General features: G+C 65.0%; 7 protein-coding genes. 1 reads left to right on the plus strand and 6 read right to left on the minus strand.

The window, feature by feature from the left end; genetic code table 11:
- Positions 1–145 precede the first annotated feature (145 nt).
- The 6 genes from prpB to EPO55_RS09865 are packed head-to-tail and all read right to left on the minus strand — an operon-like array spanning position 146 to position 4,420.
- Positions 146–1,069: a methylisocitrate lyase gene (gene prpB, locus EPO55_RS09840; RefSeq protein WP_296336523.1), complete on the minus strand. Its 924-nt coding sequence runs from the start codon at positions 1,067–1,069 to the stop codon at positions 146–148.
- A gap of 38 nt (positions 1,070–1,107) precedes the next feature.
- Complete coding sequence (locus tag EPO55_RS09845; protein WP_296336524.1) at positions 1,108–1,503, minus strand: DUF1801 domain-containing protein; 396 nt, start codon at positions 1,501–1,503, stop codon at positions 1,108–1,110.
- 30 nt (positions 1,504–1,533) lie between these two features.
- Positions 1,534–2,424 (minus strand): DMT family transporter, encoded by an 891-nt coding sequence (locus EPO55_RS09850; protein WP_296336525.1) that lies wholly within the window; start codon positions 2,422–2,424, stop codon positions 1,534–1,536.
- 9 nt (positions 2,425–2,433) lie between these two features.
- Entirely contained in the window at positions 2,434–3,336 is a 903-nt protein-coding gene (locus tag EPO55_RS09855; protein WP_296336526.1) for a hypothetical protein, read from the minus strand.
- 23 nt (positions 3,337–3,359) lie between these two features.
- Positions 3,360–4,034 carry a DUF1007 family protein gene (locus EPO55_RS09860; protein ID WP_296336527.1) on the minus strand — a complete coding sequence of 225 codons (675 nt, stop codon included), beginning with the start codon at positions 4,032–4,034 and terminating at the stop codon, positions 3,360–3,362.
- Positions 4,031–4,420, minus strand: coding sequence for an acyl-CoA thioesterase (locus EPO55_RS09865; protein ID WP_296336528.1), 390 nt, complete (start codon positions 4,418–4,420; stop codon positions 4,031–4,033). Before EPO55_RS09865 ends, EPO55_RS09860 begins: the two co-directional genes overlap by 4 nt.
- Before the next feature lie 107 nt (positions 4,421–4,527).
- Between EPO55_RS09865 and EPO55_RS09870 the strand changes: the two genes are divergently transcribed.
- Positions 4,528–6,162: DNA topoisomerase IV subunit B (locus tag EPO55_RS09870; RefSeq protein WP_296336530.1), on the plus strand; the 1,635-nt coding region annotated here is incomplete at its 3' end.

The following is a 6,162-nucleotide window of genomic DNA, read 5'->3' on the forward strand; positions in this document are numbered from 1 at the left end:
CATCCGGCCAGTCCGGTGGCCTGCCGGTCGGCATCCAGATCGTCGGCAAGCCGTTCGCCGAGCGTGACGTACTGCGGTTGGGCAAGGCCTTTCAGGATGCGACGGACTTCCACCGCCGCGCCCCCGACCTCTCCCCGCTGGGACTCTAGGAGCGCTGCGGCATTCCCTGCGGTACGATCGTCTCGACGATCGAGGCGTCGAGTGTCTCGTACTCGTGATAGCCGATCGTGTCGTAGAGTTCCTGGCGCGTCTGCATCTGGTCGAGCACGTTCTGCGTGCCGCCGTCGCGCCTGATGGCGGCGTAGACCCTCTCCTGTGCCTTGTTCGCCGCGCGTAGGGCGGACACCGGCCAGATTACCATGCGATAGCCCATTGCCTCGAACTCGCTCGCCGTGAAGAACGGCGTCCGCCCGAACTCCGTCATGTTGGCCAGCAGCTTCACCCCCGGCATCGCCTTGGCGAAGGCGCGGAACATCTCGGCATTGGTCAAGGCCTCCGGGAAGATCGCGTCGGCACCCGCCGCGAGGTAGAGCTTTGCCCGTGCGACCGCGCCGTCGATGCCCTCGCTTGCCGCCGCGTCGGTGCGCGCGACGATCACGAGGTTGCGACGCGCCTTGGCGGCGGCAGCGACCTTGGCGGCCATGTCGTGCGGCTCCGCCAGCTTCTTGTTGTTCAGGTGGCCGCACTTCTTGGGAAGAATCTGGTCCTCGATATGGACTGCACCTGCGCCGGCTTCCTCGAACGCCCGCACCATGTGCATGACATTGAGCGCCTCGCCGTAGCCGGTGTCTCCGTCGACCAGCACCGGCAGGCCGGACGCCCGCGCCACCTGGCGCACGAAAAAGCAGACCTCGTCGACCGTGATGACGCCGAGGTCCGGCAGCCCCATCGACGACGACATGGCCGCGCCCGAGAGGTAGAGCGCCTCGAAGCCCGCCTTGGCCGCCTGCAGCGCGGCGAGGCCGTTGTGCGTGCCCGGCATGCGCAGGATCTGCGGCCGCTCGAGCAGCGCGCGAAAGCGGACGCCGGCTGGTTCGGCGGCCAAGTCGGCGGCGACGAGATAAGGCATGTTCCCTCCCCTGGGCACTGTTTGAAAAGTGGTCCCGACTATCGGGTCTTTGACCTGTTCAGGGCTGCAGCGGCGCGGATGAGTGTCTTGAAGGCGCCTTCTTTTATTTCATCTCCCTCATGAAGATCGATGGCGCGCCTGGTGTTGCCTTCAAGGCTCGAGTTGAACAGTCCCGAAGGATCTTTTAGCGAAGCGCCCTTGGCGAAAGTCAGCTTCACGGCGCTCTTGTAGGCCTCGCCGGTGCAGATGATCCCATCATGAGACCAGACCGGAACGCCCCTCCACTTCCACTCCTCGACCACCTCGGGATCAGCCTGTTTGATGAGCGTGCGGACGTGGGAGAGCATCTTGCCTCTCCAGTCGTCCAGTTCCTTGATCCTCGCGTCGATCAACTTGGACGGGGATTCGATCTTGGTCGTTGCACTCTTTTTCATATTGTTGGCACCTCGTAATTTAAGCAGGCCCTAGCTCTTTTGCGGCTTGCGGCCTTGCCAGCTGACCATGAGGCCCGCGCCGACGATCACCGCCGTTCCGAGCCAGGTGTAGAAATCCGGCACTTCGGCGAACATGAAGTAGCCGACGATGACCGAGCCGATCATCTGCGTATAGTTGAACGGCGCCACGAAGTTGGCTGAAGCGTAGGTCATGGCCTTGGCCACGCAATAGTGGCCCAGCGCGCCGAAGACGCCCAGGGAGCAGAGCAGCGCCCAGTCGGTCCAGGCGACCGGCGCCTTCCAGACGAACGGCAGCCACAGCGACATCAGGATTGCGCCCAGCAGGACGCTGTAGAAGATCGACGTGGCCGGTGCGTCGATCCCGGCCAGGCGACGGATCAGGATCTGGTAGATCGCGTAGCACATGGCGCTGCCCAGCAGCAGCACCGACGCCCACTGGAATACGGCACTGCCTGGCCGGATCACGATCAGCACGCCGCCGAAGCCCACAATCACGGCGGCCATCCGGAACAGGGTGATGCGCTCGCCGAGCAGCGGCCAGGCGAGCAGCACGACGGCCAGCGGCGCCACGAAGGTGACGGAGATCGCCTCGGCGACGGGCACGTACTTGACCGCGGAGAAGAAGAACAGCGTCGAGAGCAGCATCATCACCGAACTCACGAACTGCGTCCCGATCCGCCGCGTCCGCAGCAGGCCGAGACCCATCTGCGGCATGAACACCGCCGCGACCAGCACCAGATGCGAGACGATGCGGAACCAGACGATCTGCTGCGGCTCGTAGGTCACGGCCAGGAGCTTCACGATCCCGTTCATGATCGGGAACAGGGCGCAGGCGATGCACATGAAGAGGACGCCGCGTAGCGGCCGGGACGTCCGGTTCGGCGCCGCGATCTCCGCCACCTCGGGCGCTCAGCGGAAGAAGCGTTCGAGCGCGCCCAGCAGCAACGTTCCCGCCGTCGCGATCACGATCAGCGACGCGGCGATCGTGGTGAAACGGCCGATCGCCTGCGAACGGCCGTCACCGATGATCAGGCGGTGCGCCACCATCGAGGCCATCCCGATGGCGGCCAGGGTGATGGCCATGCCGAACGCGATGGCAATGACGCCGATCACACCGGCCCACAGGACGCCGAGCGCGGTCGACAGCAGGATCACCACCAGCGCCCCGGCACAGGGCGCGATGCCAGCCGCTGTCAGCAGCAGCCAGCCGGCGGCCGTCCGGCGGGGCGGTTCGTCGTGATGTGCATGATGATGGTCATGGTGACCGTGACCATGATCGCCGTGGTCATGCCCCGGGCCATGATCATGCTCGTGCAGCCGCCCCGTGATTCCTGCCCACAACCGCCAGAACCCGACCAGCAGGATGAGGACGTACGAGATGATCTCGACATTGCGCACTTCGCGCAGCGCCCCCAGCAGGCCGACGCTGTAGAAGAGCTTCAGCACGCCAGCGAGCAGGAGTGCGGCGAGCGTGTGGGTGAAGGCGATCCAGGCGCCGGCGAAGATGCCCTCGATCCAGGCCCTGGGCCGGGTGCTGTCGAGGAAATACGCCACCACGACCGCCTTGCCGTGCCCCGGCCCCAGCGTATGCACCACGCCATAGCCGAAGCACACGCTGGAAAGCGTCCATAGCGCCAGTGAGCCCGAGCCGGACTGGATGTCGCGCAGCGACGACGACAGCGCCTGCTGGATCCGGCGCTGATACTCGGCGGAATAGCGCGCGAGCTCGGCGACGCCGTCGCTGAACACCAGGGCACCGACCAGCGCCAGCAGGAGCAGCACGCCGATCCAGAGGAACGGCGAGCGCAGCACGGCCGACCTCACCGAAGCTGACCTCATGGTAGCTGGCACGTCACGATGTCGGCAAAGACGGGATAGCCGCGCACGAACTCGGTCTTGTGCGCCGGGTTCTTCGACAGCGTGCAGCCCGCCGGAATGGAGGCTTTGTCGACTTCGAGCCGCATGAAGTCGTCCGGATCGTAGGTCACGATCGAAAGGGACTTGCTCGGCTCCGGCAGTGCGAAGCGCATGATGTAGACGAGATTGCGCGGCCCCTTCTTGCGCGGCCCGTCAGGCTGCGCGGCGCGCTTGTTCGGAGGCATCGGCATTCCGGCATTGTCGCCGGCGGCACGGTCCCACTCGGGTGGGACGAAGCTCGCCGGATCGTCGATCCGCGCGGAGAAGGCCGGCCGCTGGGTCGGCCGGAAATCCTTGGCCCCGGTATTGAGCCAGGTCAGGTAGCCGTAGTTCTTGAGCTCCGGCATCATCTCATCGGCCAGCGTCTTCGTTTCCTTGGCCGAGAATTTGCCGTCCTGGTTCTCGTCGATCAGGGGAATTTCGATCTCGCTCGAAAACGGATCGAAGCGCCATTCGATCTCGACGTGGGTGTACTTCCCGTCCTTGGCCACGACCCTGACCACTTCCTGGATCCAGATGTGGGGGTGCGCCAGCACGACGGAAGAAATCAGCGTCCCGGCGATCGCCAGGAGAAGGCCGAAAGCGGTCTTCATGCGGCGACCTCCTGCGGCGGCACGGGCCGCGGCTTGCCGTGATCGTCGATCGCCACGAAAACATACGTGCCGTGGGTCACGCGGATGTCGACCTGCTCGTGACGGCGCTGCACCATGGTTTCGAGCGCGATGGTGATCGAGGTCCGGCCCACCTTCACGACTTCTCCATAGATCGACACCATGTCTCCCACCTTGATCGGCTGGACGAAGTTCATGGCCGTGATCGCCACGGTCGCCACCCTGCCCTTCGCCACCCGCGCGGCCAGCGTGCCACCCGCGATGTCCATCTGGGAGAGCACCCAGCCACCGAAAATATCGCCGTTCCCGTTCATATCGGCGGGCTGCGGCACGGTCCTTACGATGGGATCGCGGCGATTTTCAGACATCGATTCCCCACCGGATATGGTTGATTTCGGGCAATTTTGCTACCATACCCATGCCCCACCGGCCATCAAGTGATCCCCTCGCGCGGCCGGTAACAAAAGAAGCAAACATGGCCAAGAATGGCGATCTGTTCGATCGGTCGGGACGCGGCAAGCGCGCCGCGGCGACCAAGGATACCTCCTATACCGCCCGTGACATCGAGGTTCTGGAAGGGCTCGAGCCCGTCCGCAAGCGCCCGGGCATGTATATCGGCGGCACCGACGAGCGCGCGATGCATCACCTCGTGGCCGAGGTGCTGGACAACGCCATGGACGAGGCAGTCGCCGGTCATGCCGATACGATCTGGCTCGAGATGCTCACCGGCAATCGTATCCTGGTGCGCGACAACGGCCGCGGTATTCCCGTCGACCCTCACCCCAAATTCAAGAACAAGTCGGCGCTGGAGGTCATCCTCACGACACTGCATTCCGGCGGCAAGTTCAACGGCAAGGTCTACGCCACCTCCGGCGGCCTGCATGGCGTCGGTGTCTCGGTCGTCAATGCACTGTCGGACGAGTTGATCGTCGAGGTCGCGCGCGATCGGCAGGCCTGGGCTCAGACCTTCTCGCGCGGCAAGCCCTCCTCCAAACTCAAGTCGGCCGGACCTGCCCCCAACCGGCGCGGCACGACGGTCACTTTCCATCCCGATCCGGAGATCTTCGGCAAGCATGCCTTCGTCGCCGAGCGGCTCTACCGCATGGCGCGATCCAAGTCCTACCTGTTTCGCGGCGTCGAGATCCGCTGGAAATGCGATCCGTCGTTGCTGCCCAAGGGCAGTACGATCCCGGCCGAGGAGTCGTTCCACTTCGCCGGTGGCCTGAAAGACTACCTGACGTCGGAAATCGGCGAGCGGCCCACCGTGGTGCCGCAGCCCTTCGCCGGCGAGGCCAGGAGCGAGACCAACGGGACCGCCGGCGGCAAGGTCGAATGGGCGGTGTGGTGGCCGAACGACGAGGAAGGCTTCGTCCGCTCCTACTGCAACACCGTGCCGACGGCCGAAGGCGGCACGCACGAATCGGGCTTCCGCAGCGCGCTGCTGCGCGGCCTCAAGCGCTATGCCGAGCTCACCGGCAACCGGAAGGGCTCGATCATCACCGCCGACGATGTGATCGAAGGCGCGGCCGGCCTTGTGTCGGTGTTCATCGAGCAGCCGCAGTTCCAGGGACAGACCAAGGAAAAGCTCGTCAGCGTCGAGGCGACCAAGCTGGTCGAGACCATCGTCGGCGACAATTTCGAGCACTGGCTGACGGGCGACAAGGAAGTCGGCAACGTCCTGCTCGAGCATGTCGTCGCCAAAGCCGAGGAACGGCTTCGCCGCAAGCAGGACCGCGAACAGCAACGCAAGACGGCGACACGCAAGCTCCGCCTGCCTGGCAAGCTGGCCGACTGCAGCAGCACGGGATCGATCGGCACCGAGATCTTCCTGGTCGAGGGCGACTCGGCTGGCGGTTCGGCCAAGGCCGCGCGCAACCGCGAAACTCAGGCTATTTTGCCACTCCGTGGAAAAATCCTGAACGTGGCGAGCGCCAGCGCCGACAAGCTGCGCGAGAACCAGGAGATCCAGGACCTCATCCAGGCGCTGGGCTGCGGCACCGGCGCCCACTACAGCGACGACAGGCTGCGCTACGAGCGCGTCATCATCATGACCGACGCCGATGTCGACGGCGCCCACATCGCTTCGCTGCTGATGACGTTCTTCTATCGC

Source organism: Reyranella sp., from assembly GCF_004296935.1.
In the GTDB taxonomy this organism is placed as follows: domain Bacteria; phylum Pseudomonadota; class Alphaproteobacteria; order Reyranellales; family Reyranellaceae; genus Reyranella.

What these genes read in the sequence shown, in the direction of transcription:
- prpB (WP_296336523.1), bottom strand. Translation starts at nt 1,069, where the DNA reads ATGCCTTATCTCGTCGCCGCCGACTTGGCCGCCGAACCAGCCGGCGTC.
- EPO55_RS09845 (WP_296336524.1), bottom strand. Translation starts at nt 1,503, where the DNA reads ATGAAAAAGAGTGCAACGACCAAGATCGAATCCCCGTCCAAGTTGATC.
- EPO55_RS09860 (WP_296336527.1), bottom strand. Translation starts at nt 4,034, where the DNA reads ATGAAGACCGCTTTCGGCCTTCTCCTGGCGATCGCCGGGACGCTGATT.
- EPO55_RS09865 (WP_296336528.1), bottom strand. Translation starts at nt 4,420, where the DNA reads ATGTCTGAAAATCGCCGCGATCCCATCGTAAGGACCGTGCCGCAGCCC.